Source organism: Paraburkholderia sp. RL18-101-BIB-B (assembly GCF_046026985.1).
GTDB lineage: Bacteria > Pseudomonadota > Gammaproteobacteria > Burkholderiales > Burkholderiaceae > Paraburkholderia.
In genome coordinates this window covers 396,372-423,347 of sequence record NZ_JARESV010000003.1, presented here as the reverse complement: position 1 = coordinate 423,347, position 26,976 = coordinate 396,372, and the positions used below count along the sequence as shown (strand labels likewise).

Sequence of the window (26,976 nt, the reverse complement as noted above, 5' to 3'; positions counted from 1 at the left end):
GGCATGAACCGCGAGGAGGACGTATCGATGGAAAAAGGACGTGTTGCCGCGCTCGACGTCGGTCGGGCGCTCGCGATCGTCGGTGTCGTTGCTGTACACCTGTCGTTCCAGTTTCCCAATCTGCCGCACAGCGTCACGCTGCTGGCGCGCATGGGCCAATACGGCGTGCAGCTGTTCTTCGTGATCAGCGCGATCACGATTTTCATGACGCTTGAAGCGGACCACGAACGTTGCGCGGGCCCACGTCACGTGACATTGCGTTTCTATATCAAGCGTTTCTTTCGCATTGCCCCAATGTATTACGCCGCGATCGCCGTGTATGGACTGATCAGTTACGGCGCGACGCGCTCAGGCTACGAACCCGCATGGGTGCTCGGTGCCCACGGCGCAACGGATATTCTGCTCAACGTGCTGTTTCTGCATGCGCTGTCGCCGACTGCGATCAACAACGTGGTGCCGGGCGGTTGGTCGATCGGTGTCGAGATGCTGTTCTATCTGATCGCGCCGCTGCTGTTTTTCGTCGCGATGAACCGCACGCGCTTGCTGATCGCGACGGTGTCGTTGCTGGCGCTGTCGGTCGTGGCATTGTCGATCGGTGACTGTCACGGCACGCTTGACTGTCATGTAACGAACAACTCGTTCAGCTATTTCTGGCCGCCGGTGCAAGGGCCATGCTTCATCGTCGGCATGTGGGCGTGGTACGCATTCCGCTCGCATCTGACGGGCAGATCCAGCGTGACGCGGCGCACGACGTGGCTGATTTTTTCGCTCGCCTCGGGTTTCGCGCTCGCGACGGCGGCGCTCGGCGTGTGGCTCGCGAAAGCGCACGAACTCGCGCCGGTCTTCGCCGCATGCAGCGCAGTCGCGTTTCTGCTTTTCGTCTGCTCACGCAACCGGTCCGCGCCGGGCGGCGATGCTCGCGGTACATACATGCGCCGTTGTGCCGACGCATTGGGTCGCGAAAGCTACGGCATCTACCTGTGGCACTTCATCTGCGTCTACGCGACGTTGCACTTTTTCGAAGGCGTGTTCGGGCAGAGTGGCCGGGAGACGTCGCTTGTGCTCTTCGTCGCGACCGTGCTGGCCGTGCTCGCCGCGTCGTATGCGTTCTCGCGCGCCTCCGACCGCATGATTCAGGGACGCGCGGCACGTCTGTCGCGCAGCATTCTCGCCCATGTCGACCGGCGCTTCCATCTGAGTAGCCGGGCGTGATGAGCTGCACGTGCAAGCGATCCTGAGGCACGTCAGTTGCTGAAAAAAAGATAAAGGGGTGTGAATCAAAATCGGAATTCTGCCGTGAACACACCTGTCTTCTTTCTCAGGTCATGTCTTTTGGCATTTTCCGCGCTATGGTGATGTATGGTTGGGCAGCCCCCGGGACAGCGAGCCGCTGCACAACAAGGGGAGAAGCACTGTGCATGAAGATCTGGCGGTGTCGCGCGAAACGATGGTCGAGCGGCAACTGATTGCGCGCGGCATTGCGGAGCCGCGCATTCTTGACGCGATGCGGCGCGTGCCGCGCGAGGCCTTTCTGAGTCCCGACCTGCGCGCATGGGCTTATGCCGACGCAGCCCTTCCGATCGAAGCCGGCCAGACCATCACCCAACCGTTCATGGTAGCGCGGATGCTGCAGGCGGCGCGGCTCAAGCCGGACGACCGTGTACTGGAAATCGGCACAGGTTCCGGCTACGCGGCGGCCGTGCTCGCGGAAATCGTTGCACACGTCGATACGGTCGAGCGTCATCCGCAACTCGCTGAGAGCGCGATGGACCGGCTCCGCACACTCGGCTACGACAACGTGAACGTCTACACCGCGGACGGCACACTCGGACTGCCGGCGCATGCACCGTTCGATGCAATTGTCGCCACCGCATCCGGCCCGGGCGTGCCGCCGGCGTGGAGCGCGCAACTGCAGATTGGCGGCCGGATCGTGATGCCGGTGGGTCCGGGCCCGGAACATCAGCGGCTGATCCGGCTGACTCGTAACAGCAGCACGACTTACCACGAGGAAATGCTCGACCTCGTGCGTTTTGTACCGTTGATTGGTGCTCAGGGCTGGGGCGACATCGAAGGGAAGTGAGTCGGCGTGGGCGTGGACATCATCCGAAGCGCCTGCGAGGAATCCGTCCGATGCATCTGTCCGTGAGCAGGCTGCGACGCCCGCGCATGGTCAGGGGCCGCACGCGCGATATCCCGTGCGCTATGCGAGTGGAGATCACAATGGTCAGCACATTGACGAAAATTCTTCTCATCGTTGTCATTGCCGCGTCGTGCAGCGGATGCTCGCGCAAGGACGACAGCGGAATCGGTGTTCCGGGTGGACACAACGGCATTGGCAACAGTGCGTCATCGCCGAGGGCGGACACGGATTCCTGAGTTCTCCAGGTGATCCGTCGAGCGCGGCACGCGTGCGCGCAGGGTACTCGTCGGGCGGCGGAAGCGAGCAGGAAAGTTTTTACGCCTGAGGCAATGCGCAGGGGCAAAAGTACGCATCAAGCGCCCATGGTAGTGCGACCAGGCGGCCCACCATCGTCGCGAGTGTATCGGGCGACACTGCCGCGAACGTAATGGTCATTTCTTCGAAGCTGTGACGGCGATCCACACGGATCCGAACGTGGTCCGCCTGGGGCGCCTCGCAACCGAGAACCTGCCACGCGGCAACGACCCTCAAGTTGCCTGCCTTTGCACGCACGGTGAGCCGGTAACGATCGTGCTGGAGCGGTGCGCTGTCCCGGGTTGTCATCCCCTGCACGGCGGGATCGTCCGGTGCCGCTTCGATTTGCTCGTCGGTCGATTGCATACTGAACTCCGGATGGCCGGTCATGCGGGACAGGAGCCAGAGCCGATCGGCCGCTCGCAGGACGTCCGCTGTATGAGTATCGTTATAGTCCGCGAGTTCATCGAACGTTAGGATTGCGCGTCGAAATCGACAATATTCTGCGCACTAGGGCGTGCATGTCATTGCCATGCTGCGACTGCTCAGTCGAGAGAGGGCAACCGGCGATTTCGCTGGGCTCAAGCCCTTAGCGGTTTATAGAAGAAACACGTGTGCCCGCGAATTTTTACGCTGCGTTGCAATTTGTGCAAAGCGTCGTAGGCCGTATGAAAACCGCATCTTCTCGACGCATCTATGGGCATGCTTATTGCGCCGTCGAGGAGGGGCGGCGTGTTGTTTGGCCGCGACTCCAACCATGCAGGAGATTCAGCGATGAAACCGAACTTCAGGAACGTCATGGTGATCACGGCAATCGCGATACTGACGATGGTTGGCGCAGGCTGCAAGCGCGCCGACAACAGCAGCGGTGCAGCTGCTGATGCCGGCAGCAGCACGGGAGCGATGAGCGCTCCGTCTGCCGCGAGTGGCATGAGCGGCGGCGCCTCGGGCGCGAGCCAGTAGTTCTGGTCGGCGCGCGGCTCACCTTCATTGCCATCGCGCACGAGTCGATTGCGAACGACAGCAAGGCGCCGGACAGGCAGCGATATCGGCGCGCATCGCCGCACGCCATCTGTAGCGCGGTGCCGCCGCATTTTATGGAGAAACGCAGCATGGACAACGATCTCGAAGCTCGCATTCGCACCCGGGCGTATCAGCTCTGGGAAAATGATCCGTCGCCGGACAGCAACGCCGAAAAGCACTGGGAGGAAGCGCGCCGGCAGATCGAAGCCGAGGGTGATGATGCGCAGGGCAGTCCAGAACCCAACGTCGATCAATCGGCGGATCGGGAGCGGGGCGGCCGGATTGCGCCGGAAGAGCAACTGCAGGACATGCCTGGCGGCGATGCGGATGCGGCAGGAAAAGAAAAACGGTAGCGCCGGCGTTGCGCGGGCGCGAGCGACCGCAGATGCGGCTCACTCGCTAGAGCGTCGATATAGGACGCTCGCGGCCTTGGATACTTCACCGGTCGTTGTTTTGGTCATTCAATGCGCTGCGCTCAAGCGAGCCTTGACGTCCGCGGCGTTGCCGTCTTTCGGCGTTTGACCCAGCGAAGCAGTGACCTCCGCGCCAAAAAGAAAAACGATGGCGCAAAAATATAGCCACATCATCAGCACTGCAAGCGAGCCCGCTGCGCCGAATGCGCCTGCCGTTCCTGCGTGCGCGAGGTATAGCCCAAACAGGTGCCGGCCCACGGTAAACAGCGCCGCCGCGACGGCTCCGCCTATCAACGCGGAGCGGAAGTTGACTCGCTTGTCAGGTAGCCACTTGATCAGCGCACCTAGTCCGAAAGTCAGTATCACGAGGCCAAAAATAGACTGCGCGACGTCGGCAAGAACGCTAAGGGTCGAACTGCCAAATACAGCACGGCCCGCTGTCTGTATCGCGGCGTCGAGGACCAGTGAGACCACCAGCAGAAAGCTGAGTCCCATGAGCAGGCCGAGCGAGACGAGTCGCGCCCGTATCACCCATGCCAGGCCGGCAAGGCCTCTAGGCGATTTCGCCGCAAAGACCACATCGAGTGCTGTATTCAGGCACGAAAACGTCGCCGAAGCACCGATGAGAAGCAGCACGACAGAGAATGCCGCAGCCACGCCACTGCCACTCGAACGATGCGCGTGTTCGACAACAGCCTGCATCGCAGTGGCAGCCTCGTTGCCGAGCAACTGCCTGATCTGGCCGAAGAACTGCCCCTGCGCGATGTCGCGGCCGACGAACCAGCCCGTAATCGCGAGAACGATCAGTAAAGTCGGAGCCAGCGAAAACGCGGAGTAGAAGCCGATGCTCGCGCCCATCATCGCGCACCGGTCCGACGAAAATCGTTCGACGGCGTCCCTCATGACGGCCACTGCGTTGCCTGCTCGGCTGGATCGGGAGCCGGCGTTGCGTCTCTGATATTCCATGCTGTTCTCCCGTCGGCTCGTTGCCTTAAGTGTCCAGAGGTCGAGCAATTTCCGAGCCGCCGGACGTCAGGCACTCAGTCTTCTTCGAGGCGCTGCGCAAATATTCAACGACGAGTCCGATCCGCACACACTTCGTTAGCTATGGACGACCTAACGCAATTCGAGCCACATTGGCTGATGATCCGAGGCCTGACTGTCCGGATCGACCTCGCAAGCCGCAACGCGTGATGTCAGGTCGTCCGTTACGAAAATGAAATCGCAGGCGAATGGACCATCCGGCCACTGCTCGTGATCATATAAACCCACCGTCGGGGCGCGCGGCGCGCGAGGGTGGGCGCTGGCCCACGCATCGATAAAACAAGGGGCATCGGCGATCGGTTCAAGCATCCGGCAATACGCGCTGCTTTCAAACGCACTGTTGAAGTCGCCACAGACAATCGCGCTCATAGGCCGCGCGGTGTCGGAAAACGGGCTGTCGATTTTTTCCGCCTTGGCGGGCGCTCGTGCGTGATCGCATGCTTCCCTGTGCAACTCCCGCAATCGGGCGAGTTGCGCGAGCCGCTGTTTCTCCGAATAGAACTCGAGATGCGTGGAGACCACCCGTATCGCGCCGATATCGGTTTCGATCACGGCTTCGAGCGCCACTCTCAGCATCGACGGTCTGGCGGGATCCGCAGGCCACGGGAGGGCGTGGCGCAACACCTGCCTGACGGGCAACCGCGTCACGATCGCATTGCCGAACTGACGCCGATGGTGGCTCGCGCCGAGCGCTGGAAGATCGGAGCCCACTGCGTCGAGCACCGTGAACTGCGGAAGCAATGCGGCCAGTTCGGCGAATTGATCGGCGGAGGGGCGGCCGGCCAAACCTCCCGACATCGGGTCCTCATGAAAACCGCGCGTGACTTCCTGCATGCAAAGAATGTCGAAATCGCACAGCGCGCGCGCTTCGCTCACGATTCGGGCGAGGTCGACCCTGCCGTCCACGCCGCGTCCCCATTGAACATTCCAATTGACGAGTTCCATGGCGGTTTCATCTCCATTCGGCTTACGCCCGCGGGTTCCTGTGGTGCAGAGGCTAACCGTCCGTGTCCGGACCGAGGTAGCCGGGCAATCCCAGTGCCGCGTTGCTCTTTGCCAGTCTGATCGCTTCGTTCACTAGCGCGGCGAATGTCTCGTCGCTGTCCGGCCGCGGCAGAGTCGAGCGAAAGAAGTCGGCCCATCGGAATTCTTCCAGAGGGACACTGGTTTTTTCATAGCCGCCGGCATCGCGGACTGCCGCTGCGAGGCTGCGGTACTCGTCATCCCCCAGCGCCCAGATGTGTTCCGGTAAATCGGAAAACGGCCGACGTCTGCCTTCGGCGTCGTACGGGAATGTCCATCGCTTGTTTTCCATGCTGAGCCAGAATGACGCCTGTGAATAGGAGGACAGATCCCTGACCAAAACAATCGGCACGGACTTGATGCCCACGTGCCAGAGCGCGGCGGCCACGTGATGATGATCGATCGCAAACGGCGCGTCGTTCGGCCCGTAGACCACGGGTATCGGTTTCTCTGCGATGGCCATCTCCAGATCGTGCCCGCTCAGCGCTTTGTATTGTTTGATTTTTTCGCGGACCTCCCGTGCGCCGTGTGTCATCTGGGTGGGACGTAGGCGTTCGATTTTTAGAGTGGTCATGCCGGTCTCCTGTCGACCCGAGTTGGCGCTTCAGCGCCTACTCTGGTTCCGTGCAGGGCGGTCGACCAGAGTTGGCGGATGTTTTGAACCTATCGCAAGATGCATACCGTCGGGCGCTAGGGCAGGATACAGGCGGAATTACCGATGCCCCAGCATTGGCGCGCCATGCGGTGAACATCCATCAGCCGGGCCTGTGTTTTGCTTCCAGACCGAGCCATAGCGGTATGCAATTCAACAGCAGGCGTTGCATCCTCCGACGCCTCGCAACGTTTTGCGGCTCCCCACAACCGACCATGTCTGAAGACAAACCGAAGAGCCGTCCGCGCGGCAGCACGCAGGCCGACCCAGATGTCGAGCGCGACCAGCAACCGGCGACATTAGACGAATGCCGCCGTTGCGCGCTATGGCGCAATGCGACACAAGCGGTGGCCGGCGAAGGGCCGAAACATGCGGCAATCATGTTGATTGGCGAGCAGCCGGGGGACGCCGAAGACTTGTAGGGCAGACCATTCGTCGGACCAGCGGGAGCACTGCTCGATAAGGCACTCGAAGAGGCCGGGCTGGAACGCAAAAAGGTCTATGTGACGAACGCCGTCAAACATTTCAAGTGGACGCCGCGCGGCAAGCGTCGCATGCACAAAACGCCGGGACAGCGGGAGGTCGAAGCGTGCGGATACTGGCTCGAACAGGAACTGCGGAGTACAGCGGCGCTCGTGATCGTTGCGTTAGGCGCTACTGCGCTAAAGGCGGTGCTGAACGATTCGTACGCGCGGTTACAGGACACGCTCGGCAAAACGATCGAGCACGGCGAGCGGACGGTTGTTGCGACGTATCATCCGTCGTTTGCATTGCGCGCGCCGGATGCCGCAACGCGGCAACGCGCGTATGACGCGATTGTCTCGGCCCTTCAGGACGCAGACAAGCTGAGTCGCAAGCACAAGCGGTCCAACTGATGCCGTAGCCCACGCTGGACCGAGCGCCTTGCGCTCACGCCGCCGATTGCGCTGCCTGTAAGCCAAGCCGTTCCATCAACCGTTGCGCGTCGAAGGGCGCATGTGTTTTGGCGTCGTTGTCGAAATAGCAGTACACGTCTCGCCGCGCCCGAGTGGGTGGACGGAGATGCGGCGCGATCAGCCGCGCGTCGGCTGGCTGCGAACCGCGGCGCCATGCATCGATCCGGGCGGCCCAGTCGTCTAACGCTTCGTCCGCGTAGGCGCCGGAATACCGCGATTCGGTGCCGTGCAGTCGGATGTAGACGAAGTCAGCGGTAACGTCTTCGGCCAGCGGCCACGGTTCGGTCGAGTCGGAGACAACCAGCGCGGTTTCGTACTGCCTGAGCAGATCGACGAAGGCAGGGTCCATAAAACTGGCGTGGCGTACCTCGATGGCGTGGCGCAGTCTCCGCTTGCGGTCCATCGCGAGATACGGCGTCTTGACGCGCTCATCGTGTTGCTCCGCCAAAGAGAGCGCGGCGGCGGTGTCGCGCGGCAGAAAACGTAAAAAGCGTTCCATGGCCGCCGGTTCGAAGCGGAACGAAGGCGGGAACTGCCACAGAATAGGCCCGAGCTTTTCGTTCAGCGAGAGGAGGCCCTGCGCGAAAAAGTTGGCACTGGCGACTCGCGCGCTGTCGTCGCGGAAACGCAATAGGTGCGTCAGATACCGCGCGCCTTTCACACTGAAGACAAAGTCGGCAGGAGTCTCGGCATACCAACGCCGCCAACTGTCGAGCGACTGAAGGCTGTAATGCGTACCATTGATTTCAATGCTCTGGAAAAGCGACGACGCGAACTGCAATTCGGCGGCCTGTTTTAGCCCATGGGGATAGAAGCTATCTCTCCATCCCTTGTAGCGCCAACCGGAAATGCCTATGCGTACGTCGCCAATTTGTTTCATGGGTACATCGAGCGATTGCATGCGTGGACTGAATTCAGACGAAGCGAGCAACGCCTGTTCCCGTGATGGCGGTACATTCCAGAGTGCAGTTCATGAGGTATGGGCCGCCTCATTGCGAGGCGCTTAACAACGGGACCATCAAGGAGCAAGAACTCGTGCCGAAAGCCTCTCCATCAACTGCATTTGGAATTTTCGAGCGGGTGGTCATTAGCCTTTACGACGGCGGCGTTCTGTCGCCAGCGGTGCTAGAGCGCGTCATTGGCGCGTTCGCGCAGGCGGGTGCCGACTGGCATGGCACTTCCACTGGCCGTTCAGTGGACGGCCGCTCGCTGCATGAAATCGTCGTACAGACAATGCTTCCGCGCGATGACCTGCAGTCGGCTTCAACGTCGTTCATGACGGTGGTCGAACACATCGCGGAAACCGTGCTTTCGGCTAGCGCTGCGAGCAAATCCGCCAAAGAGGCTGAACCACGGCGTACCAGAAGCAAGAAAACGTCCGACGCAGACGAAGACGAAGACACCGGCGCGGACGAACTGCTGGCGCAATTATCGGGCAGCGCTCAACCCAGCAAGCGACGTCGCTCGAACAAAGTCGATACGCCGGCCAAGTCGAGCAGTTTCAATCCGTTTCTGAATGCGGCGCTGCCGCGTACGAAGAAGTCGTGACAGCCCACTCGAGGCAAGAGGTTGGCGCAACGCAGCGTAGAGATATGCCGGTACGCCGGGGCCGAGGAGTCCCCAGACCTTGGCGCGAACCACCTTGACAACCGGAAACGACCCATGCGTCGGACGCGTGACAACGCTCGTGACCCGCTCTCGTCCGCAACACGGGTCGTTGCGCTTTTAACTGCTTGCGCAGCTATAGCTGGCTGCCTGATTGATGTTTCCCGAGCCGTCGTAGTGGGGCACCGTCGGATACGGGCAGTCAGGAAGTGTCGCTGTAACGTCGCCGTTCGCGTCGAGTTTGGTCAGGGTCAATTGACCAGGCGCGACGCCTTGCTCGACCCAGGCGATCATGGGACCAATGTAGTCGAACTGATCCGGTCCATTACCGCCTTGTACATGACCTACACCGGGCTCACGGTAGAACCGCGCGTTATTGGCCGCCGATCCCGCGAGTTGCGTCATTGTCAGCCAGTTGCGGAGATGGTCGCGAGCCGACAGCAATGGATCGGCGCCGCCGTGGAACGAGATAAGCTTTTTGCCCGCAACCAGATACTGCGCGATAGCCTGAAGGCTGTGATCGGCGCCCGCGGTTTGCAAACCTGCGGTGATGATCGGATAGGCGTTATCGACGTTGAAGGTCGCCTGCAAACTTCCTGCGGTCGGTGCCGGTAAGAGCCAGTTGCCATCGCCTGTCGCGATCCCGGCGAATCCGCCTCCCAGCGTGCCGTACGCGCCGACACCGAGCGGGCTGCCGAAGTCGGCCCAGTAGTAACCGGAATAGAGCAGCGTTCCGCCACCTGTGTTCAGCACGCCGATCTGTTGCCGGACCGTCTGCAATTGAGCCGGTGTGAGGCAGGTCGCTACCGGCGCGCCCGCCGTTCCGCATTGAAGTGGAGCGGGATCGTAGGTGCAGGCGTCCGGGTTCAGTATCACGCCGTTTGCGTTCCCGCATTGTTGCAACGCTGCCTGATAGGCTGCCGTCCACTGCGCGCTGCTTGGCATGGCGGGCGTCCCGATCCTGGAGGCCATGTTCAGCCATGCCATGGTCTGCGTCGCCATATTCATGGTTTCGGCGCCAGCGATGATGCCGTCGTACTCACCCGGCCAATCCTGCGCGACGAGGTAAGCGTTTCGGCCGCCGTTCGATGCACCCTGGAAATAGGTGTACTTGGGTGCTTGACCGTAAAAGGCGGTTACCACCGCTTTGGCGAAATGCACGGTGGTGCCCGATGCCGCGTATGAGTAGTCTTGTCTTTGCGTGGCATTGCTAATGAAATCGGCAGGATTGCCGTCCCGGTTGCCACCGTTTGAGCCCGTAAAGGCCATGCCGCGTTGCAACGGTTTGGTCAGTGGGTAAGTCTGATTGACAGATTCGACGGTCGGAATAGATCCGTCGAAACCGCCTCCGCCCTGATGGAACAACCGGTTCGCATAGTTATCCGGAAGATCGACCTCGATGTCGAGCGTGGTGCCGTGAACGCTGGTCGCGCTCACTTTGCAGTAGGCGGGAACGTCGCCGTTCGCTTCGGTGCGCTTCGTGGCCGTAATCTGGATCCCGCCGATGGTTTGGCCGTTGAGCGTGGCGCATCTGGAAGCATTAGTCTTGGCGACAGTGGGTGCTGTCACGTCATCGCTTCCGCAGGCAGCGACGAATACGCTGCAAAGACTCGCGATGCCCCATACCAAACACGACCGGGTGACCCGCGTGCGCGCGCCGTCTGGGCGCGTGACGTTCTCATTTGCCATTGATATCTCCTGGTTGAGGACAAAAAGCCCTTGTTTTTTATTAATTAACCGACCGGTCGGTATGGCAAGTGAGGTGCAGCATAAAGTGTCGGAAATCGCGCGGATAGCAACGTTAACCCTGGAAAATCCATGCAAATTTGATTGGACGACGCGTAGCGGACGAGCGCTGAAAGGGCGGGACGTGTAGTTTTCCGCGCACCCGGAGTGGGTCTTACGGTTGATGCGCCGCAACAGCCGATCACGGGCGTCGATCGAGGACGGAAGGCCAGAACAAGTGCATCATCCTGGAACGGAGGGCCTTCGCCGCCTGAATGACGGCACCCGGCTTACCTGTGAGTACACAAACGACGATCGGCATCCTAACCATCCCCCTTTGTGCGGAAGGCACCCAACATGCGGGCGTCATTCCGCATTCGGCCGGTCCAACCCGGTGCCCGATGGAAGTGCCCACCGGGCCGAAAAGATAGGAGGCAGCATCATGCCCGCCAGGAATCCTGAAGAGATCTGTCGCCTGTTCCAGCAGTACATGGCCGAGGGCGATCTTGAATCAGCGTTGAGCGTGTACGACCCCGACGCAGTCTTCTTGAATCAATCGCGCGACGTCAGCAAGGGCCGGGAAGGTTTAAGGCAGGAGTTGGCGCCGCTCGCGGCGATGAAGGTTCGCTTCGACTTCCAGGTCAAACAGGTGATCGAGACCGGAGACATTGCGCTGATGCATACGGAATGGACAGTCTCCGGACCGGAGCCGATGAAGGTGTACGCGATCGAGGTTGCGCGCCGTCAACAAGATGGCAGTTGGCGCTGGCTGATCGGCGACCCTTTTACGGTCAGCAGGGAGTTTGGCGCTGAGAAGTAGCCCGTATTGGCCAAGGGCGATTTCGTGCCGACGATGTTGCCGCTTGGGCAAGGGGAGAACGCTGTGCGCTAACCGGCGCCGTCCGGTTTAGCTGGCCAGTAGCATCCCCAATCGCAGCCTTTCGAACGCAAACGCAACGGAATGTGCCACCGGCCTCGAATCGAAGGCTATAGCCGGTCGTCGCCACGAAGAACGCTCACGGCGACGACAAACCTCGGCGCTTGCCTTCCCGCTTCACCGTGAATTGGCCCACGCGATAGCGTCGGCACCGGCGGCGATGCGAAGCGGGCTCGATGGATCGTTCGCTGCGCGCCACACGGCTTCCGCCACGTCGAGCGAGCGTGTGATTGCCGACTCCTGCTGCCATTGGGTGAAAACGCGCTGTGCCAGATCCGAATACGCTTCGGGAATGCCGCTCTGCATGCGGGACTGCGCATTCTCGCCGAAGCGGGTCTGCGGCGCGCGTCCCGGCAGGACCAGGCGCGCGCGCACATTGAATGGCTCGAGTTCCAGCGCGACGGATTCGGTGAACGCGTTGATCGCCGCCTTGCTGGCGGTGTAAACGGAAAGCAGATGCAGCGGCCTCAAGGTCACACTCGAGGTGACGTTGACGACGACGCCTGCTTTCCGTTCCCGAAACTGAGGCAGGACCGCCTGGGTCATCGCTATCGTGCCGAGGGTGTTCGTTTCGAAGACTTCGCGAGCGATGTCCATCGACGTGCCTTCGAGGGCGTTCAGCACGCCAATCCCCGCGTTATTGACGAGCACGTCGAGCGGCCCGGCCGCGTCCACGGCGTGACGGATGCTTTCAGGGTCTGTCACGTCGAGGGCGAGCACGCGCAGACGCTCGGAGCGCGGCAGAACCTCCTCCCGCGGCGTGCGCATGGTGGCGACGACGCGCCAGTCGTGATCGAGGAAATAGCGGGCGGTTTCGAGGCCGAATCCGGACGAGCATCCGGTGATCAGGACGGTTTTCATGGCGATTCCTGTAGAAGGTCGAAGTACCGACACGATAATTCGCCCTTGGTGGACTTGCTACAATCGAACGTCCAGTTTTCATTCGAAGGAGTCCGGCTATGGTCGACCCTCTCGCCGAGATCGTCACGCTGCTACAGCCGGTCGCCACGTTCTCGAAGGTGGTCAGCGGCGCCGGTCGCTGGCGTGTTCGCCGCTCGGACGCCGGGCAGCCGTTCTACTGTGCGATCCTCGATGGTTCGTGCCGCCTCGTCACGAACGGGCGCGAACCGGTCATCCTTCAGGCAGATGATTTCGTTCTGATCCCGGAGGTATGCGGCTTCACGATGTCGAGCCTCGAGCCGCCCGACCCGGAGGACACCGATACCTCGCCCGTCGCGCTGCTCGATGGCGGATTCAGGCTGGGCGTCGAGGGCGACCCAGCCGACGTTCAACTGCTCGTCGGCCACTGCGTGTTCGGTTCGCCGGACGCCGCCTTGCTGGTGTCGCTTCTTCCTGAACTCGTGCACGTTCGCGGCGAGCGCAGGCTGGCCACCCTGGTGAAGCTCGTCAGGGAGGAGTCTCGCGAGCAGCGGCCCGCGCGGGATGTCGTGCTCGCGCGCCTGCTCGAAGTTCTTTTCATCGAGGCGCTCCGGTCGACGGGAATGGCAGCGTCGCCCGGCCTCGTGCGCGGGCTCGCCGACGGACGCCTTGCGCTGGCGATACGTCAAATGCACGAACGTCCTGACAAGTCCTGGACGGTGGCGCAACTGGCGACGGCAGCCGCGCTTTCCCGCTCGGCATTTTTCGAACGCTTCAGCCGCGCGGTAGGCGTCGCGCCGATGGAGTACCTGTTGTCCTGGCGCATGGCCCTGGCCAAGAACCTGCTGCGACGGAAAGATAGCGGCGTCGCGAAAATAGCGGAGCGCGTCGGCTACAGTTCGGCGAGTGCGTTCAGCGTTGCATTCACTCGCTATGTCGGACTACCGCCGACTCAATACGCACAAGAGCAGAGGGATACGTGACGCCCATAACGAACGCTGATGCGGCCGAGCGGTCTGCACATTTCAGGTAGTATTTGTTCGCGGTGAATCGCGCGTCGATTAGAACAAGTCATGTATTCGACGCAAGACGCTTTTGCCAATCAGGCCTGTACCAATCAGCTTCGGGTGTCCCTGGCATTACTGCAGAGCGAAGCGGCGCAGGTGTGCGCCGATGCCGGACGTCAGGATATTCACAAACGATGCACGGACGGTTCAGTTCGCTGACATGTCGCGCAAGAGTTTGGCTATACAAAGGTACCGCAACCGGTTACCACCGAAGCGCAGCCGCTCCAGGAGGATCTGCCATGAATACGAAGCAGGGTAAAAAAGTACATCTCGATGCTGCTGCATCGCATCACGAGCAAGCAGCGCGATTTCACCGCGAGGCATCGCAGTACTACGAGGCGGCCAAGAATTACGATCACGCGGCTCATCAGGCCGTGTTGGCGCAAGGCCATGCACTGTTCGCCATCGAGGAGTCCAATCTCGCCGCCAAGCATTCAGGCGCGCCATTGCCGGCCGGGTCCGTTGAAAGCGGCTTGACTGCCGCGCAACACCATGCGGCGGCGTCGGAGCTTCACGGGCAGGCGGCGCAACATCTGCGGCGCGCGGCAAAAGTCTTCGATGAAGACCGCAGCGCAGTCGCCCATGAAACTCAGGTGGGTTTTTCTCTTGCGTCACGGGCGCTCGCGCATGGCAACGAAGCAGCCAAGCAATATGTCGCGTCGCTGCGGGAAAAAGGAGTTTAAATTTTTACCTGAAACGAAGCCGCGCTCTGCAAGTGTGTGCGGTGAGCTCCAGTTTCTGTAGATCGAAAGGACACAATGCCCGGCGTATCAGGCTTGTCCGATCCGTGGCAATACTTTGCTGCCAGCATCTCTTCGGGCAGCGTTTGTCCTTTCAACATAACAGGAAGTCTGTGCATGGACGAAGATGCACGTGCCTTTAACGGGCTGCGCCCGCGACTCCAGAAGATTGCGTATCGAATGCTGGGGTCGGTTGCCGAGGCCGAAGATATCGTGCAGGACGTCTGGCTGCGTTGGCATGCGACAGCCCGTGAAGCCATTGATAACGCGGAAGCGTGGCTGGTCTCAGTTACGACTCGCATGTCCATCGACCGTTTGCGCGCGGCGAAGATTCAACGCGAACACTATGCGGGCATCTGGTTGCCCGAACCACAGATGACGGACTTCCCGGCTACGCCAGAGGAGGCCACGGAGCGCGCCGACGACGTCTCCGTGGCGTTTCTGGCGCTGCTCGAGCGGCTGACGCCGGAAGCACGGGCGGCGTTCCTGCTGCGCGAGGTATTCGACGCCGACTATGACGAAGTCGCACAAGCCATCGGCAAGACTGAGGCGGCGTGCCGTCAACTGGTCAGCCGTGCAAAAACGCAACTACGTGACGATCGTCCGCGCTATGTGGTCCCGCGCGAGACGCATCTCCGTTTGCTGGGAACGTTCGCGCAGGCGCTGCAGCGCGGTGACTTCCACGCGATCAACGCGTTGCTGGCCGAAGACGCGACGCTGATCGGCGACGGCGGCGGCAAAGTCCAGAGTTTCCCGAAGCCGATGGCGGGTGGGCGGCGCATCGCGCAGCTTTTCTACGCGTCGTCGCGGCGCTATGGCGACGAACTCAGCGTCAAGCTCGTGGTGCTCAACGGTCAATGGGCACTGTTGCGTTTTATCGAAGGCAAACTCGAATCGGCACAGTCGTTCGAAACGGACGGCGAGCGCATCGTTCGCATCCATGTGCAGCGCAACCCTGACAAGCTCGCACGCATCGCGTCGGCACACGCCAACGGCTGAACGCCGGTCTCTCTGCGGCGCGTCGATTGGTGTCTCGCGGGCAACACCGTGAGCGCGTCCACCGGCCTACCGTGACACGCCGCCCTGGCCTACGATGAATTCGTGCGGCTCACTGCCGCTAACGGCACCTGCAAGGCAGGGTGGCCACTCAACGTCGCCAGGAGAAAACATGACGCAGCGTATCAACTATGTGCAGCAATCGCCGGAACTGTTCAAGAAGTTTTTCGAACTCAGCAATCTGCTGAAAGACAGCGCAATCGAAGAATCGATCCGTGACCTGGTATCGATCCGGGCGTCGCAACTCAATGGCTGTGGATTCTGTCTGGACATGCACGTGAAGGAAGCGCGCCTTCACGGCGAGCGCGAGTTGCGCGTCCATCACCTCGCGACGTGGCGCGAGTCGACGCTTTTCTCCCCGCGCGAACGCGCCGCACTGGCGTGGACGGAAGTGCTGACCAGGCTTCCCGAACACGGCGTGCCCGACGATATCTACGAGCGCGTGCGCACCCAGTTCTCCGAAAAGGAACTCTCGGACCTGACGTTCGAAGTGATGGCGATCAACGGATGGAACCGCGCGAATGTCGCGTTCAAGACGGTGCCGGGTTCGTCCGATAAGGCATTCGGTCTGGACAAGGCGAACCTCGTCTGAGCGGAAGCGTTTCGCTGGTTCTTCAGTTAGGCCCGCGCCGGCGGGCCGCGTTACTTGAGGACAAACTATCATGCTTCGTTTGAGAAATACGGCTCTGGCCGCGCTCGTCGTCGTGGGCGCGTCGTTGGGTGTGGCCCGCGCCGAGGCGCCCGCCGCAATCGTCACGCCGCTGATGACGCAGCCGCTCGACGACTATCCGGGCAAGGAAGCCTTGATGATCAGCGTCGAGTACCCGCCGGGAGCGGCGGATCCTGTCCATCGACATCATGCGCACGGTTTTATCTATGTCCTGGAAGGAACGATCGTGATGCAGGTCAAGGGCGGCAAGGCCGTCACGCTGACGCCCGGACAGACCTTCTATGAAGGTCCGAACGATGTTCACACGGTTGGACGCAACGCAAGCCAGACCAAGCCGGCCAGGTTCATCGTGCTATTGCTGAAGGATAAGGGCGCGCCCGTTCTGATTCCGGAGAAATAGCCGCCTCTGGGCGCCGCATCCGGTTTAAAAAAAATGGTGGACCGTGTCACAAACGGCAGCGCTGATACGTCTAGTCGCTATGGACTTCACGAACCGCGCTTCCATGTCAGACAACCCGCCACGCCGTCCCATCGCCGGCGCCGCCGACCCGTTCGCAAGCAGTTTTGCGACCAGCTACGCCGGCGTCATTTCTTTTCTCGCTGTTGCCAACGAAGGCAGCTTTGCCCGCGCGGGAGATCGCCTCGGTATCGGCCGCTCCTCCGTTAGCCGCAACGTGCAGAAGCTCGAGGCCCAGCTCGACGCGCGCCTCTTCCTGCGCACAACGCGCAGCACGTCGTTGACGCGCGAGGGCGAGCTCTTCTACGAGAACTGCCAGCCTGCCATAGAGCGCATCGCCCAGGCGCTGGAAGACATGCGGGAACTGCGCAACGGACCGCCTCGCGGCCATCTGCGCATCGTCTCGACGCCGGGCTTCGGCCGCAAGATCGTGGCGCCCTTGCTGCGGGGCTTTCATACGCGCTATCCCGAGATCGCCCTCGAACTGCTGCTGAACGATCGGCCCGCCGACTTCACGGCCGATCGCGTCGACGTTTCGTTTCACGACGGACGCATGGAAGACAGCGGGATCGTGGCGCGCCAGCTGATTCCGATGCAGATGCTCGTGTGCGCGTCGCCGGCTTATGCACGACAACACGGGTTGCCGCGGCATGTCGATGAACTGGCGGATCATCGCTGCATCAACTTCCTGACCGCGTCAGGCCGCATCAGTGAGTGGGAGTTCAAGGTCGACGGGCTCCCGCAGCGGCGCCAACCCGTCGCACAGCACATATTCAACGACCCGGATCTGATCGTGCAGGCGGTGCTGGACGGGCTGGGCGTTGCGCAGTTGCCTGCGTATCAGGTCTGCGACCTGCTGGGCGATGGGCGGCTGGTCAGTTGTCTTGCGCAGCACGCGCCGGAAGATGGCGGCCACTACATCTGCTATCTCAGCCGCAAGCAACTTCCCGCGCGGGTCCGCGTGTTCGTCGACTACATGACCGAGCATACGAGAGCGCTCGACCTGCAGTGTCTGACCACGATGACGACGCGATCGTCGTTATCCACGGTCGAATGACGGCATCCGAACGACCTTGTGTTGATTGATGCTCGTCATGCAACACGGTGCGTCCCGCTGCGGCCCTACCGCATGACGCAGTGCATGCCTACCATGCTTTCTGTACGGACGGCACGCGAATCGCGGCCCGTCCGGCACAGCACCGGCAAACCCATCCGCACCTTCCGCACTGCGATGCAAAGCCGGAGTCGAACAATTGGCGGCGGCGCGAGAGCCGCGCACAAGCTCATGGAGAGACATCATGAAGATCGTCGTGATTGGTGGCACGGGACTCATCGGTAGCAAAGTCGTCAAGAATCTGCGCGCGCGCGGTCATGCGGTCGTTGCCGCGTCGCCCGCATCGGGCGTGAACACCATCACTGGCGAAGGCCTGAAGGAGGTGTTGGCGGGCGCGAATGTCGTGGTCGATCTGGCCAATTCCCCGTCGTTCGAAGATGCCGCCGTGCTCGAGTTCTTCGAGACGGCCGGACGCAATCTGTTTGCGGCGGAGATTGCCGCCGGCGTACAGCATCACGTCGCGCTTTCTGTCGTCGGCACCGACAGGCTTGCGGAAAGCGGCTATTTCCGCGGCAAGATCGCTCAGGAAAAGCTGATCCGCGAATCGGGCGTGCCGTACACGATTGTCCATTCGACCCAGTTCTTCGAGTTTCTTGGCGGCATCGCGCAATCGGGTAGCGACGGCCAGACCATCAGGCTGTCTCCGGCATTCTTCCAGCCGATCGCATCGGATGATGTGGCGGCAGCCGTCGCGGACTTTGCGGCGGGCGAACCGCGCAACGGCATCGCGGAGATCGCGGGCCCGGAACGCGTGCGGCTCGCCGACATGGTGCAGCGTTTCCTTGTGGCGACGCACGATTCGCGCAAGGTCGTCGAAGACCCACAGGCCCGTTATTTCGGCGCAAGGTTGCAGGACGACACGCTCGTCCCGGGCGCAAACCCGCGTCTCGGTACGATGACCTTCGAGGCGTGGTTCGCCCAGACGCAAGCCGCGAAATAAGCCACGAGCTTAGGAGACGCGCCATGACCACGTTGCGTCCACCGCCGCTGACGCTGCTCGACAAGTATCACGGGCGCGACCTCCAAACGCTGTATTCGACCACCGTCACCGTAACAGGCGGGGACGCGGGGCACGGGCGCGCGTCGGGCATCGCCCGTTCTGACGACGGCAATCTCGTAGTCCATTTGCGATTGCCGAAGGCGCTGGGCGGGCCCGGCGGCGGCACCAATCCCGAGCAGTTGTTCGCGGCGGGTTACGCGGCCTGCTTTCATGGCGCGCTGAGTCTGCTTGCGGCACAGGCGAGCATTCCGATTCCCGATGCCTCGGTGCAAGTCACCGTCGATTTTGGCCGCGACCCGATGGACGGGCTGTTCATTCTGAGCGCGCAGACCCGTGTTCGATTGCCAGGTGTCGGGCGTGTTGTCGCCGAAGAACTGGTTCGCAACACCGAACGCTTTTGCCCTTACACCAAGATGGCGCGGCAGGGAATCGAGAATGTCGTCGCGCTGGTGCGGCAGGATGATGCCGGGGAATCGTGATGCTGCGAGAAGATTCTCAGAGGTTGTCGCCACCGTCGAGGATTCTTTGCTCGATGACGTTCCAGCAGGAATAAATTCAGTGGTCCAACAGCACGAAAGAGGGCGCCGCGGCGTCATTTTTTGTTTACTGCTCTTTAGTGCCAGCCGGCGTGGCGGATTCGGCCAACTCACGCGCCCGGATGAGCGCCTTGCTGATGTCGGCCAATACTTTGTCGCGGTCCGCGTCGTTCTGCTGCCGTAACGCGAACGACGGATGATAGGTGGCGATGCCCCAGCCGCCTTCCACTTTGAACGGCGCGTCAAGATGGTCTCTCAGGCTGACCTTGCCACGCAACAGGGCGGTGAGCGCCGTAGCGCCAAGCGCGACGATCACCGCCGGGCGCACCGTGCGCAACTCACGTTCGAGCCAGTAAGAACACGCTTCGATCTCGCGCTGTCCCGGCGTTTTGTGCAACCTGCGTTTGCCGCGGGGTTCCCATTTGAAATGCTTCACCGCGTTGGTCAGATAAATCTGGTCGCGCGATAGCCCGGCGCGCGTGATCGCTATCGTCAGCAATTGCCCCGCCGGCCCGACGAACGGTTGACCACTCAGATCTTCCTGATCGCCGGGCTGCTCGCCGATCAGCATGATGCGCGCGCCGCTCGGCCCCGAACTGCCGACAGCTTGCGTCGCATTACGCCACAGGTCGCAACGTCGGCATGCATCGAGCGACGAAGGTTGATCGCGGACCGGCTGCGCCATGTCCGCTTCGATCGGAATGGTTTTGCCGGCCAGCGCGCCGACGCCGCTCGCCTGCGCCACGCGGCGCGCGCCGCTTTTCGCTTCACTGATCATGGCGGGGATCAGATGGCCCTCCGGCAAGCCTTTCCAGAAGCGTACCGGCATGTGCTGCTCGAGCGCCGCTTCGTTCAGGCGCGCCGGATTGAACGTGCTGCGGTAATAGGCGAGCCATAACGCCTCGGCTTCGTCCGCGGTATCGCGACGATGGTCGCCGGGCAGGGCGCGGCGTTGCTCCAGATGCAGTTGCTGACCGTCCCAGAAGGCCGCGCCGCGCGGCGTCGTGATCATCCAGGTCGAGCGTCCCATGCGTTGCGCAAAATGTTCCGCGGCCCACGCGAGGACATCGTGCTCGGGCTCGTACCAGGCGATGTATTCGGGTGTCTGCACCGCTGACGCCGACGCTGACGTCTGCTTGCGAAACCGCACGTACGCGATCATGTCGTGCTTGGCACGCCGCACGCTTTTCGCCATGCGATGGAGTTGTGCTCCATCCGCGTCTGCCGGCGAGGCGACCGAGCGGTCGCCGTGCTGCCAACGCCACAGCACCTTGTATAAAAACGCCCAGCGCTGTGATTCGCGATACAGCGCGGCGTCTTGCAATAGCGCTGCCAGTTCCTTTGAAACATGCACGGCAGAGAGTCGGGGCTCCGCTGCTTGGGATGTCGCGCCATAGTCGAACAGCGCCTGCTCTTGCGACGACTCAGGTTCCTGCTTGACGCGCCATTCGATCGTCTCCGGCGCGAGGCCTTCGCCCAAAGCGCCAAGCGACGCGGCGCGCCACGCGACGAAATGATCTTCGATAACGATGGAACGCATCGCGACGCGTCACAACAACGCCAGTTGCACCGGCGGCGCCAACACCCGGCGCAATCGCGCCGACGACGCGTCATGCAGCGCCGCGCGATAGTCCTGCGTCACGACAAACGGCTTGATCTTCTCCAGCGGACAACGCAGCCGCACGAGGTCCTCGTAGCGCACACGGCGCGAACGCCGTAACTCGATCAGGCGTTTCGCGTTGCGCATGCCGATGCCCGGCACGCGCGCGATCATGTGCAGCGGCGCGCGGTTCAGGTCGACCGGAAACTGCTCGCGATGCGCCAACGCCCACGCGAGCTTCGGATCGATATCGAGCGAGAGGTTGCCGGGTTGTTCGAACAGCTCACCTGCACTGAAGCCGTAGCCGCGCATCAGGAAATCGGCCTGATACAGGCGATGTTCGCGTAACAACGGCGGTGCCTGAGCGGGCAATGCGGAAGGGCTATCGGGAATCGGGCTGAAGGCGGAGTAGTACACGCGCTTGAGCTTGTACGCTCCGTAGAGCGTCGCGGCGGTTTGCAAGATCGTGCTGTCGTTCGTCTGATCCGCGCCGACGATCATCTGCGTGCTTTGACCCGCTGGCGTGAACTTCGGCGCTCTGGCGTCGCTATGCGCCTCTTCCTGCGCAAGACGGATCGAACCCATGGCGAGTTTGATGGTGCGGACGTTCTTTTCCGGCGCGAGCCGCGCGAGGCTGCCGTCGGTGGGCAGTTCGATGTTCACGCTCAAGCGGTCGGCATAGCGCCCGGCTTGCGCAATCAATTGCGGATCGGCGTCGGGAATCGTCTTCAGATGAAGATAGCCGCGAAACTGATGATCTTCACGCAAAGACTGGGCGACGCGCACGAGCTGTTCCATCGTGTAGTTCGATGACCGAATGATTCCGGAACTCAGAAACAGTCCGTCGATGTAATTGCGCCGATAGAAATCCAGCGTCAGTTCGACGACCTCCTCGGGCGTGAAGCGTGCGCGCGGCACGTTGCTCGAGCGCCGGTTGACGCAGTACTGACAGTCGTACAAACAGAAATTGGTGAGCAGAATTTTCAGCAGCGAGACGCAGCGCCCGTCCGGCGTGAAACTGTGGCAAATGCCCGCGCCGGTGCTGGCGCCCAGACCGGCAATGCCGCGAGAGCCGCGCTTGGGTGCGCCGCTGCTTGCGCATGACGCGTCGTACTTCGCCGCGTCGGCCAATACTTCCAGCTTTTTGAGCAGTTCCACGTTGCCGCCAATACTGTATGGATGTACAGTATTGTACGTGGGCGGGTCGTGACTGCAAGCGGTTTTTAATGAGAAGCGGGCGTTGTTCCACGGGGGCGCGCCCGGTGAACAAACGGGGCGAGCTGAAGCAATACAACGGGAATCGGGTGTATGCCGAACGGCGTTGCGCTTGCTTGCAGCTCCAGCGGCGCGATGGGATTAATAACAAGACGATCGCGGAACCTCGCACCGGCGAGCGGTCTGAATAGATCAAGTACGCGGGTGAGCCCGCACAATGAACGGAGATTCATCTACATGCCGGCTTTATCCGGTCAGGAACGCCATGCCTGAACAACTCTGGCTGCCTGGGCTCGAGGCGCCGCCAACGCCCACAGACGGTCTGTTCTTCGCCGTGTTTCCCGATGCCACGACAGCGGCCAGCATCGCGAAGCTCGCGCAACAGCTTTGCGGGGAGACGCGCGCGCGGAGTAAGCCGCTTGCGGCGGGCCGTCTGCATGTCACCTTGCATCATCTGGGAAATTTCGCGGGCGGTTTGCCGCAGGAGCGAGTCGACGCGGCGATGCAGGCGGCCGCCTCGATCAAAATGGAGCCGTTCAGCGTCGAATTCGACACGGCGGTCAGCTTTGCGTCGAAGCCGCGACCGGGACCGCTGGTGCTGGGCGGAGGCAAGGGCGTCGCTGGCCTGCACATGCTGCACGGCGCTTTGGGCCATGCATTGCAGGACGCTGGTTTGGGGGACCACGCCGTCTCATCGGCGGCGCGCTACATACCGCATGTCACACTGGCGTACGGTATGCCATGGGCCGCGGCGCGTCCCGTTGACCCGATATGCTGGAACGTGCGTGAGTTTGCGTTGATGCACAGTTTGCTCGGGCGTACGCGGCATGTCGCGTTGGCTCGATGGACTTTGGCGGGCGCCGAGTCATAGCGCGCGTCGCCCAAGGTGACGGCGGCGTGTCGAACGCGCCGGGCTAGAACCGCACGCCCGTCGCGCAACCGCCGGCGAAGCCGCCACCGCTGCCGCCCGCGCCGCCGCAGAACACGCCACAACCGGATAGCGCGAGCGACATCGCCACGGCGGCCAGCGTTGCGCGCAATCTCGGTTTGAGAATGCGTTCGCCGAGGTGTGCGAGATCGGGAGCGGCATGCGGGCTGATGCCGGCGTCGAAACCGATGGTGGCGCAGGTAAGGCTTGAGTTGGTCATTCGGGATTTCATAACGTCAATGGCTTAGGGGAGCGGAGAGCAAAGGCGCGAACGGCGTCGTTCGTCGCAAGTCTTCTGTCAGGTTTGTGCGGAGAAAAAGGGGCGGCATGCGGCGCGGCCGCGAATCGCTGAGGCTAGCGCACGACCCTATGTCCCTCAAATACGCAGAATCTGAAAACGTAGGAGGTTTCGTCGGTTCGAGAAGCGGAACGATCGTGCGCTCCCTGATAGAATGCTTGGGCCGCAACGTAGTGGATTGCAGATGAAATTGCTTGATGCGTTAGTCGAACAGCGTATTGCCGCCGCCGCCGCGCGAGGCGAATTCGACGAGTTACCTGGCGCGGGCGCGCCGCTGTCGCTGGACGACGATGCTCTGGTTCCCGAAGAAGTGCGCGTCGCCAACCGGATTTTGAAGAATGCGGGCTTCGTGCCGCCCGCTGTCGAGCAGTTGCGCGCGTTGCGCGACCTGCAAGCGGAGTTGAATGCCGTGAGCGACCAGGCTACCCGTTGCCGTCTCCAGGCGCGCATGCTGGCGCTGGATATGGCACTTGAATCATTGCGTGGCGGGCCGCTGGTTCTGCCGCGCGAGTACTGCCGGCGCATTGCCGAGCGGCTGTCCGAGCGCGCCGGCAACCTCAATACGGCAGACGCGGGTTCGCAGTGAGCGAGCCGCTTGCCCACGCCGCCTTGCCGGATTCGGATTCTGTTGAGTCTCGCGATGTGCTGAGTACGCAGGGTTCTCAGGCCTCGATCAGCGGTGTCGCTGAATTGACTACGGCCGAGCCGGGCGCTGCCGCCGCCTCGGCGAGTTCAGATCCCACGCCTGGCGAGCCGTTCATATTTCCCGCTGTTCCCGAAGTCCCGGAGCGCGATCGTCGCTTCATGGCGCTGGCGCAAGCCGCCGCCGAAGAGGCGCGCGCTGCCGGCGAAGTGCCCGTCGGCGCAGTCCTCGTGCGCGGCGACGAAGTCATCGCCACGGGTTTCAATCACCCGATCGGCGGGCACGACCCGTCGGCACATGCGGAAATGGCCGCGTTGCGCGCCGCGGCGCAGGCCGTCGAGAACTACCGTCTGCCGGGCTGCGAACTCTACGTAACCCTCGAGCCGTGCCTGATGTGCGCGGGCGCGATCATGCACGCGCGCATCGCCCGTGTCGTGTTCGGGGCACGCGATCCGAAAACCGGCGCGTGCGGCAGTGTCGTCGATGCCTTCGCGAATCCGCAGTTGAATCATCACACCACGGTGGTCGGCGGCGTGCTCGAAAATGAATGTGGCGCCGCGCTCAAGTCGTTTTTTGCCGAGCGGCGGCGCGCGAGCCGCGCAGCACGCGCGGCGGCACGCGCCGACGCAGGCAGCGAACCGGACAACGAACCGGGTCCGGCTGAGTCGCTCTAAAACAACAACGTCCAACAAGGTCTTGCCAATGGCCGTCCATCGCACCATCGAACTGATCGCGCCGTCCGGGTATCCGCATGATCCCGAGGTGCTGCATCGCGCGTTGCAGCGCTTCCATACGCAAGGGCATCACGTCGAGGGCGTGGAGGCGGCGCGGCGTCGCTATCAGCGCTTTGCCGGCACCGATGGCGAGCGCGCGGCCGATCTGAACCGGCTCGCCGACCCGTCGCGCAAGTTGCCGGACATCGTGCTGGCCGTGCGCGGCGGCTACGGCGCGGTGCGCATCCTGCACGGGCTCGACTACGACGGGCTGCAGCGGCGGCTGACCGATCAGCCGATCGCGCTGGTGGGACACAGCGATTTCACCGCGATCCAGCTTGCGCTGCTGGCGCGCGCCGGTGTGAAGACCTTCGGCGGCCCGATGGTGATGAGCGACTTCGGCGCGGACGAACTGAGCGAATTCACCATGCAGCACTTCTGGTCGGCGTTGACGAAGCCGACCATGACGGTCTCGAGCAACACGCCGCAAGCGCAGCCGGTCGACGTCTCGGGCATGTTGTGGGGCGGCAATCTGGCGGTGCTGGCATCGCTGATCGGCACGCCGTATATGCCGCCGGTGCAGGGCGGCATCCTGTTTGTCGAGGACGTCAACGAACAACCGTTCCGGGTCGAGCGGATGATCTATCAGTTGCACCTGGCCGGCATCCTCGCGCAGCAACAGGCGCTCGTGCTGGGCGATTTCTCCGGCGCCAAACCCTACGACTACGACAATGGTTACGACCTGCACGCCATGATCGAGCAGGTGAGGTCGGTGATCGGTATTCCGGTCGTCACCGGCCTCCAATTCGGGCATGTCCGCAACATGCTGACGCTGCCGGTGGGCGCGGACGCGCATCTCGTCGCCGACGCACACGGGTTCAAACTGAGTTTGTCGGGCTATCCGTACCTCGCCTGAACCGGCGGAGGAGGGAAGCGGGCGTTTGCCCGCTTTCTTTTAAGACCATTAACGCAACTAACGGTCAATTTAATCGACCACCTCCCACAGAACGACTCGTGCAGGTCCTTCGATTTTGTTGACAAAATCCGCCACCAATAGACGACCCCAGCCTCACCTAATTAACCTCGTACTGAGGCGGCACTAGGCACTCAAGCCGAGCCGGCAGCCCGCCAGCCCGCCGTCACCGCGAAGATTGTCGAAATTCTAAGCAAAAATTGTTGACAATCTTTATGTCCATCCTATGATGACCTACATACCGAGACGAACATCATGTCCGACACAGAGTCCGCAGCCGCTAATAGTTCGAAACCCGAAGTGATTGCCGAGCGCATCCGCGCCGCGATCCTCGAGCATCGGCTCGCGCCGGGCTCAAAGCTGACAGAAGCGCGTTTGTGCGAAGTATTCGGTGTGAAGCGCGGCCCGATCCGGCAGGCGCTGGCGCAGTTGGCGACTGATCACCTCGTCGACCTCGAACCGAATCGCGGAGCGTTCGTAGCAAGCCCGTCGCTGCAGGAAGTGCACGAAGTGTTCGAGATGCGTCGCATCATCGAGTTGGCAGTGGTCGAAAAGATTTGCACCGGTCACGGCATGCGGCGTTTGAAGAGCATCGGCAGCATGATCGGCCGGGAACGCAAAGCGTTCGAGACACGTGATTTTCCGGCGTGGATTCGCCTGTCGGGCGAGTTTCACACCGAGTTGGCGGGACTCACCGGCAACGCCGTGTTGTGCGACTGCCTGAACGGTCTGGTGGCGCGCTCCACGCTGATTTCCGCGCTGTACGAGTCGCTCGGACGCAGCCCATGCTCGTTCGAGGACCACGAAGCCATTCTCGCCGCGCTAGACGCCGGCGATGCAAAAGAGGCGGCGGCCTTGATGTCGCGCCATCTGCAAAGCGTCGAGTTGAAGATGCTGGACCGCCCCGCACGTGGCGCGGCCGATCTGCACGAAGTGTTCGGCGCACTCAACGGTGCAGCCAGAGATTCATCGAAGACAAAGTCCGCGCAAGGCTGAGGCAAGCGGCCGGCGCGCGCCCGTTACCGGTGCGCGCCGCACTGAATTGAACTGAACCAATCAAGCGTTGCAAGGCGGCTCGGCGTGAGCGCTGCCGGCTTGTGCACGCGTGTCCGCCGCCGGGCGACGGGCTTCGAGTAGTAACGCATCGCCGGGAAGTCGCGGCTGCTGGCGGTGCGATAAACACAGTACTTCAAGTACGGAGACATCCGCGGCACGGCCGGACGGACGCGCCAAGACCCTTCGTCTCACACGGACGAGGCGGGCGCGACTGGCATGGCCGATGCAACGTCCTTCGAT

Annotated in this window: 29 protein-coding genes and 1 pseudogene; 19 read left to right on the top strand and 11 right to left on the bottom strand. The window is 62.1% G+C overall.

The genetic code is table 11. From position 1 onward, the window contains the following. Positions 1 to 27: 27 nt before the first annotated feature. Both P0D73_RS07765 and P0D73_RS07760 read left to right on the top strand, forming a co-directional pair. Positions 28 to 1,212, top strand: a complete 1,185-nt coding sequence (locus P0D73_RS07765) for an acyltransferase family protein (RefSeq protein ID WP_408430704.1) — start codon at positions 28 to 30, stop codon at positions 1,210 to 1,212. Between the two features lie 202 nt (positions 1,213 to 1,414). After that, positions 1,415 to 2,080, top strand: coding sequence for a protein-L-isoaspartate(D-aspartate) O-methyltransferase (locus P0D73_RS07760; RefSeq protein WP_132374146.1), 666 nt, complete (start codon positions 1,415 to 1,417; stop codon positions 2,078 to 2,080). A 375-nt stretch (positions 2,081 to 2,455) separates the two neighbouring features. On the opposite strand, the gene P0D73_RS07755 is transcribed toward P0D73_RS07760, so the two are convergent. Then, positions 2,456 to 2,800: a hypothetical protein gene (locus P0D73_RS07755; RefSeq protein WP_408176098.1), complete on the bottom strand. Its 345-nt coding sequence runs from the start codon at positions 2,798 to 2,800 to the stop codon at positions 2,456 to 2,458. Positions 2,801 to 3,015: 215 nt separating this feature from the next. After that, complete coding sequence (locus P0D73_RS07750) at positions 3,016 to 3,366, bottom strand: hypothetical protein (RefSeq protein ID WP_408430702.1); 351 nt, start codon at positions 3,364 to 3,366, stop codon at positions 3,016 to 3,018. 180 nt (positions 3,367 to 3,546) lie between these two features. On the opposite strand from P0D73_RS07750, the gene P0D73_RS07745 reads away from it, so the two are divergent. Continuing rightward, positions 3,547 to 3,810: a DUF2934 domain-containing protein gene (locus P0D73_RS07745; protein WP_408430700.1), complete on the top strand. Its 264-nt coding sequence runs from the start codon at positions 3,547 to 3,549 to the stop codon at positions 3,808 to 3,810. Between the two features lie 108 nt (positions 3,811 to 3,918). Here P0D73_RS07745 and P0D73_RS07740 read toward each other — a convergent pair whose 3' ends face one another. The 3 genes from P0D73_RS07740 to P0D73_RS07730 form a co-directional block, all read right to left on the bottom strand. Then, positions 3,919 to 4,836, bottom strand: coding sequence for a YihY/virulence factor BrkB family protein (locus P0D73_RS07740; RefSeq protein ID WP_408430697.1), 918 nt, complete (start codon positions 4,834 to 4,836; stop codon positions 3,919 to 3,921). A 150-nt stretch (positions 4,837 to 4,986) separates the two neighbouring features. Further along, positions 4,987 to 5,859, bottom strand: a complete 873-nt coding sequence (locus P0D73_RS07735) for an endonuclease/exonuclease/phosphatase family protein (RefSeq protein WP_408430694.1) — start codon at positions 5,857 to 5,859, stop codon at positions 4,987 to 4,989. Positions 5,860 to 5,911: 52 nt separating this feature from the next. Further along, a complete protein-coding gene (locus tag P0D73_RS07730; protein WP_408176105.1) occupies positions 5,912 to 6,511 on the bottom strand; it encodes a ParB-like protein in 600 nt (199 codons plus the stop codon). A 293-nt stretch (positions 6,512 to 6,804) separates the two neighbouring features. Between P0D73_RS07730 and P0D73_RS07725 the strand changes: the two are divergent. Next, positions 6,805 to 7,464, top strand: a pseudogene (locus P0D73_RS07725) (UdgX family uracil-DNA binding protein). Between the two features lie 34 nt (positions 7,465 to 7,498). On the opposite strand, the gene P0D73_RS07720 reads toward P0D73_RS07725, so the two are convergent. After that, positions 7,499 to 8,404 carry a DUF72 domain-containing protein gene (locus P0D73_RS07720; RefSeq protein ID WP_408430690.1) on the bottom strand — a complete coding sequence of 302 codons (906 nt, stop codon included), beginning with the start codon at positions 8,402 to 8,404 and terminating at the stop codon, positions 7,499 to 7,501. A gap of 155 nt (positions 8,405 to 8,559) precedes the next feature. Between P0D73_RS07720 and P0D73_RS07715 the strand changes: the two genes are divergently transcribed. Beyond that, positions 8,560 to 9,072, top strand: coding sequence for a hypothetical protein (locus P0D73_RS07715; protein ID WP_408430687.1), 513 nt, complete (start codon positions 8,560 to 8,562; stop codon positions 9,070 to 9,072). Between the two features lie 177 nt (positions 9,073 to 9,249). Here the strand turns inward: P0D73_RS07715 and P0D73_RS07710 are convergent, their stop codons facing one another. Further along, complete coding sequence (locus P0D73_RS07710) at positions 9,250 to 10,953, bottom strand: tannase/feruloyl esterase family alpha/beta hydrolase (protein WP_408430684.1); 1,704 nt, start codon at positions 10,951 to 10,953, stop codon at positions 9,250 to 9,252. 343 nt (positions 10,954 to 11,296) lie between these two features. On the opposite strand from P0D73_RS07710, the gene P0D73_RS07705 reads away from it, so the two are divergent. Then, positions 11,297 to 11,674: a YybH family protein gene (locus tag P0D73_RS07705; RefSeq protein ID WP_408430681.1), complete on the top strand. Its 378-nt coding sequence runs from the start codon at positions 11,297 to 11,299 to the stop codon at positions 11,672 to 11,674. Between the two features lie 234 nt (positions 11,675 to 11,908). Here the strand turns inward: P0D73_RS07705 and P0D73_RS07700 are convergent, their stop codons facing one another. Then, the gene (locus P0D73_RS07700) at positions 11,909 to 12,652 is read right to left on the bottom strand and encodes an SDR family oxidoreductase (RefSeq protein WP_408430679.1); all 744 of its coding nucleotides are present in this window, start codon (positions 12,650 to 12,652) and stop codon (positions 11,909 to 11,911) included. A 98-nt stretch (positions 12,653 to 12,750) separates the two neighbouring features. Between P0D73_RS07700 and P0D73_RS07695 the strand changes: the two genes are divergently transcribed. From P0D73_RS07695 to P0D73_RS07660, 8 genes are all read left to right on the top strand, one after another. After that, the gene (locus P0D73_RS07695) at positions 12,751 to 13,653 is read left to right on the top strand and encodes an AraC family transcriptional regulator (protein ID WP_408430677.1); all 903 of its coding nucleotides are present in this window, start codon (positions 12,751 to 12,753) and stop codon (positions 13,651 to 13,653) included. 218 nt (positions 13,654 to 13,871) lie between these two features. Then, positions 13,872 to 14,420: a hypothetical protein gene (locus P0D73_RS07690; RefSeq protein WP_408176112.1), complete on the top strand. Its 549-nt coding sequence runs from the start codon at positions 13,872 to 13,874 to the stop codon at positions 14,418 to 14,420. Between the two features lie 174 nt (positions 14,421 to 14,594). After that, entirely contained in the window at positions 14,595 to 15,476 is an 882-nt protein-coding gene (locus P0D73_RS07685) for an RNA polymerase sigma-70 factor (protein ID WP_408430674.1), read from the top strand. A 169-nt stretch (positions 15,477 to 15,645) separates the two neighbouring features. After that, positions 15,646 to 16,125 (top strand): carboxymuconolactone decarboxylase family protein, encoded by a 480-nt coding sequence (locus tag P0D73_RS07680; protein ID WP_132374160.1) that lies wholly within the window; start codon positions 15,646 to 15,648, stop codon positions 16,123 to 16,125. A 70-nt stretch (positions 16,126 to 16,195) separates the two neighbouring features. Then, entirely contained in the window at positions 16,196 to 16,603 is a 408-nt protein-coding gene (locus tag P0D73_RS07675; protein ID WP_408430671.1) for a cupin domain-containing protein, read from the top strand. A gap of 103 nt (positions 16,604 to 16,706) precedes the next feature. Beyond that, the gene (locus P0D73_RS07670) at positions 16,707 to 17,717 is read left to right on the top strand and encodes a LysR family transcriptional regulator (RefSeq protein WP_408176117.1); all 1,011 of its coding nucleotides are present in this window, start codon (positions 16,707 to 16,709) and stop codon (positions 17,715 to 17,717) included. 241 nt (positions 17,718 to 17,958) lie between these two features. Beyond that, positions 17,959 to 18,714 carry an SDR family oxidoreductase gene (locus P0D73_RS07665; protein ID WP_408176118.1) on the top strand — a complete coding sequence of 252 codons (756 nt, stop codon included), beginning with the start codon at positions 17,959 to 17,961 and terminating at the stop codon, positions 18,712 to 18,714. Between the two features lie 23 nt (positions 18,715 to 18,737). Beyond that, positions 18,738 to 19,253, top strand: coding sequence for an Ohr family peroxiredoxin (locus tag P0D73_RS07660; protein WP_408176120.1), 516 nt, complete (start codon positions 18,738 to 18,740; stop codon positions 19,251 to 19,253). A gap of 124 nt (positions 19,254 to 19,377) precedes the next feature. Here the strand turns inward: P0D73_RS07660 and P0D73_RS07655 are convergent, their stop codons facing one another. Next, positions 19,378 to 20,850: a UdgX family uracil-DNA binding protein gene (locus P0D73_RS07655; protein WP_408430667.1), complete on the bottom strand. Its 1,473-nt coding sequence runs from the start codon at positions 20,848 to 20,850 to the stop codon at positions 19,378 to 19,380. A gap of 9 nt (positions 20,851 to 20,859) precedes the next feature. Then, complete coding sequence (locus P0D73_RS07650) at positions 20,860 to 22,068, bottom strand: putative DNA modification/repair radical SAM protein (RefSeq protein ID WP_408430665.1); 1,209 nt, start codon at positions 22,066 to 22,068, stop codon at positions 20,860 to 20,862. Positions 22,069 to 22,390: 322 nt separating this feature from the next. On the opposite strand from P0D73_RS07650, the gene P0D73_RS07645 reads away from it, so the two are divergent. Continuing rightward, positions 22,391 to 22,996 (top strand): 2'-5' RNA ligase family protein, encoded by a 606-nt coding sequence (locus P0D73_RS07645; protein WP_408430663.1) that lies wholly within the window; start codon positions 22,391 to 22,393, stop codon positions 22,994 to 22,996. 43 nt (positions 22,997 to 23,039) lie between these two features. Here P0D73_RS07645 and P0D73_RS07640 read toward each other — a convergent pair whose 3' ends face one another. Further along, on the bottom strand, positions 23,040 to 23,273 hold the full coding sequence (locus tag P0D73_RS07640) for a hypothetical protein (protein ID WP_408430660.1): 234 nt from the start codon (positions 23,271 to 23,273) through the stop codon (positions 23,040 to 23,042). 262 nt (positions 23,274 to 23,535) lie between these two features. Between P0D73_RS07640 and P0D73_RS07635 the strand changes: the two genes are divergently transcribed. The 4 genes from P0D73_RS07635 to P0D73_RS07620 all read left to right on the top strand — a co-directional run bounded on the left by P0D73_RS07635 (position 23,536) and on the right by P0D73_RS07620 (position 26,676). Further along, complete coding sequence (locus P0D73_RS07635) at positions 23,536 to 23,937, top strand: DnaJ family domain-containing protein (RefSeq protein ID WP_132374168.1); 402 nt, start codon at positions 23,536 to 23,538, stop codon at positions 23,935 to 23,937. Positions 23,938 to 24,110: 173 nt separating this feature from the next. Further along, positions 24,111 to 24,668 carry a tRNA adenosine(34) deaminase TadA gene (gene tadA / locus P0D73_RS07630; RefSeq protein ID WP_408176192.1) on the top strand — a complete coding sequence of 186 codons (558 nt, stop codon included), beginning with the start codon at positions 24,111 to 24,113 and terminating at the stop codon, positions 24,666 to 24,668. Between the two features lie 28 nt (positions 24,669 to 24,696). Then, a complete protein-coding gene (gene ldcA / locus P0D73_RS07625) occupies positions 24,697 to 25,623 on the top strand; it encodes a muramoyltetrapeptide carboxypeptidase (protein WP_408310793.1) in 927 nt (308 codons plus the stop codon). Positions 25,624 to 25,935: 312 nt separating this feature from the next. Next, entirely contained in the window at positions 25,936 to 26,676 is a 741-nt protein-coding gene (locus P0D73_RS07620; RefSeq protein WP_408430658.1) for a GntR family transcriptional regulator, read from the top strand. The last annotated feature ends 300 nt before the right edge of the window (positions 26,677 to 26,976 follow it).